Origin of the sequence: Anaerococcus sp. (genome assembly GCF_022770135.1) — a bacterium.
Taxonomy (GTDB): Bacteria; Bacillota; Clostridia; order Tissierellales; family Peptoniphilaceae; genus Anaerococcus.
The window spans coordinates 1-2,867 of record NZ_JALEIL010000034.1; the positions used below are offsets into that span (position 1 = coordinate 1).

Below are 2,867 nucleotides of genomic sequence, written 5' to 3' on the forward strand. Positions count from 1 at the left end.
GATAGGATATTTTTTTTCTAAGTAAATCTTTATTATAAAGCCTTTTTATAGTAGAGCCCTCAAGTTCATTCCAATGTACCGTTTCATAAAACTGCTTTAAAAAACTATTTTTTACTTTATCATTTACATCTAACCAAACTATATTACTATCTTGATAATAAGCATCTTCACCTTTGTATTCAATCACTTTTCCAATACTTCCAGATGCAGAAATAAGAAGATCACCTACTTTAGGGTAAGGATACTTAGATTTGTACTCTTCGAATAAATCTCTACTTATATAACTATCAGCTTTGCTTCCAAATGTACCAATTTTATAAAACGGAACATCTCCAATTTCGGAAGTTTCATCTTTATATATTCTCTTATTCATTAATACACTTCCTAGATCACTTAGAGTTCCCATTTCCCACTCTCCATCAAAACCATCAAACCTTAGCTCTGGAACCTTTCTCATAAATTACCACCTAAGATTTCCATAAATCCTGCAAGCTCTGCCTTGGCCTCATCTGTATTTGCCACAAGGTTTTTCATATCAGCTAGGATTTCTGCTTTGAGCTTATCAGCTTCTTCATTAATAGCCTTGATATCCTTTGATACTTCTGCCAAGTCTATGGGATCTTCTTCTTCGAAGGTGTCCACATATCTTGGGATATTTAAGTTGAAGCCATTTTCTTCTATCTCATCAAACCCTGCTAGGTGGGCGAATTTATCTATTTCTTCCCTAGACCTTAGGGCCTTGTATATCTTTTGGATATTATCTTCGGTTAGTTCGTTTTTGTTGCCTTTTTTGACAAATTCTTCACTAGCATCTATAAAATAAACACTTCTGTCGGTCTTATCTTTCCTTAATATTATAAGACTTACTGGGATTCCTGTAGAGTAGAATAAATTTGGAGCAAGGCCTATGACTGCATCTATAGACCCATTTTCCAGCATTATTTTTCTTATCTTTTCCTCTGCCCCAGACCTAAATAGAACTCCGTGAGGGAGAAGTATTGCCATAGTTCCTGTGTTTTTCAAATGGTAGAAGCCATGGAGGAGGAAGGCAAAGTCTGCCCTTGATTTGGGTGGGAGGACTCCGTATTCGGAAAATCGTGGATCCTCCAAAAATCCCTTGCTCGCATCCCATTTGGCAGAATATGGCGGATTCATAAGAACAGCATCAAAGTTGGTTGGCTCATCTACAGGCCAATCGTCTGATAGGGTGTTGCCTTGGTTTAAGCTCTGATACTCAAGTGGCACGTCGTGGAGGATCATATTCATACGAGATAGGTTGTAGGTAGAATTGTTTAGCTCCTGGCCAAAGTATCTGATGCGATTTGCTTCATTGGAGAAGTTTCTCACATTCAAAAGCAAGGATCCAGAACCAAGGGTCGGGTCAAATACAGTAAGTCCCGCCTTATCTTCTTTGCCATCCATAGCTATCATTGCCATAAGCCTTGATACTGGCTGTGGAGTATAGAACTCTCCTGCTTTTTTGCCTGATTCTGAGGCAAAGTTTGCTAGCATATATTCGTAAACATCACCAAGGACATCGCCAGAATAGTTGGCAAAGTTGACCTCGGCAAATTGCTTCATAACCTTTGATATGCGTTTGTTCTTCTCCTGTGGCTGTTTGCCTAGCTTGTTTGAGTAGAGGTCTATATCTTCAAACAAGCCATTGAAGTCCTTATCAGCTCGCTCGATTTCAGTAAAGGCCTGACCCAGGTCATCTAGCTGGAAAGTCCCTTCTTCGATTTGCTTTATAAAATGAGTAAAGGTATGGTCTGGAGAAATTACAAAGGAAAATTTATTCCTAAGCTCATCAACAATAAGGTCAGCATCATCCCCCTCCATTTCTTCTTCATACATAGCTTGAATCTCATCTAGGTCAGCATCATCAACTTCCAGTAACTTGCCAACCTCATCAAGCATCTTATCTGATAAATATTTATAAAAAATTATTCCTAATAAATAGTTCTTATATTCATTAGCATCCATCTGAGACCTAAGATCATCAGAAGCCTGCCATAATTTTTGGTAAAGATTAATAGTAGTTTCCATATATACACTCCTTGTTAGTATAATTATAACAAAAAAGGCTGTTTTTAGCTAAAAAAATAGCAGAGTAAGTTTTGACACTAACTCTGCTAGTCGGTCCAAGTTTATGGACACCTTAAATCATATCTCACAGGCTTTTTTGTGAATAAATTATTAGAATGATTTAACAAGTTCTAGTTTTTTCAAAGGAGTCATGACTACATCTATGGTATCTCCCTCTTTATCAAAAAACTCAACTTCACAATTTTTATCATCATAAAGCAAAACAACTGTTCCCTTTGTTCCCTTACTTATTTCTTTGTAATCTTCTTTCAATCGTACAATATCCAATTCTTTCATTATAAATTCTTAACCCTCTCAGTTTCTCTGTCATCAATTATGTTTATTACTCTTCTTGAACATAATTCTCGAAGTATGCTTCTTATATCTTTTCTTAATTGTCTATACATTACATATCTTCTATATTTTGGTCAAATACTATATGATATTTACATCTCCAGTTTGTATGTGATAAAGTATTTTTATCCATGAATGCCTCCTTATTTTATTGTACATGTGATTATAACAATTCTACTTTAAGAGGGCTTTCTTGGTGCTTGAATCTAGAGATAATTTCCTCCACCTGCATAGCAGGTGGTTTATTGTTTCGCTCTCTTTCGTTCGCTCAACTCACTTAAGTGAACAATCAAAACTACCAGCTTAGCTGGTAGTTTGCACAGCGCCTATAAGGCGCAAATACCGGCACGCCCCTATTGGGGCTCCGAGTATTCCGTCACATGCACCACTATCCCAACTACTGCTTAAGCAGTTTTTTTATTTGTTTT

At 36.7% G+C, this 2,867-nt stretch carries 3 protein-coding genes; all 3 read right to left on the minus strand.

The annotated features are described in order from the left end of the window. Positions 1-457: restriction endonuclease subunit S (locus tag MRZ08_RS01375; RefSeq protein ID WP_297378431.1), on the minus strand; the 457-nt coding region annotated here is incomplete at its 3' end. Further along, positions 454-2,046: a type I restriction-modification system subunit M gene (locus MRZ08_RS01380; RefSeq protein ID WP_297378434.1), complete on the minus strand. Its 1,593-nt coding sequence runs from the start codon at positions 2,044-2,046 to the stop codon at positions 454-456. The genes MRZ08_RS01375 and MRZ08_RS01380, both read right to left, overlap by 4 nt. Before the next feature lie 150 nt (positions 2,047-2,196). Next, positions 2,197-2,382, minus strand: coding sequence for a DUF4926 domain-containing protein (locus tag MRZ08_RS01385; RefSeq protein ID WP_297378436.1), 186 nt, complete (start codon positions 2,380-2,382; stop codon positions 2,197-2,199). Positions 2,383-2,867: the final 485 nt, after the last annotated feature.